General features: G+C 67.8%; 1 pseudogene. It reads left to right on the top strand.

Features of this window, described 5'->3' with window-relative positions:
• Positions 1-317, top strand: a pseudogene (locus ACR6JA_RS23475) (conjugal transfer protein TraG N-terminal domain-containing protein); the annotation flags it as partial.

Here is a 317-nt window from a genome sequence, read left to right as displayed (position 1 = left end):
CGTCCTGCAGGCAGTGGTGGGCCGATGGCAGCAATGGCCTGCGCGCACGCCTGCTGGGGCAGGTAGACCCAAGCCTGCTGAATCGCTTGGCGGGCTGGGTGGGCTTTCTGTCGCAGAGCGAGGTCAATGACTCGGTGATCCGCGCCGTGGTCTCACCGAGGCAGCAGAAGATGAACCAGGGCGCCGTCTACACCGACTACGGCGGCCAGATCGACAAGACGCTGCCGAACGTCGTCACGCGCGGCGCGAGCGACCTGGGGCTGACCGTCGGCTCGCTGGGCTTCTTTCCGGCGATGGACGTGGTGCGCCAGGCGCTG

The organism is Cedecea sp. B1(4) (assembly GCF_059414925.1).
Note: the sequence above shows the minus strand (reverse complement) of the source record. Positions and strands in the feature narration are given on the sequence as shown.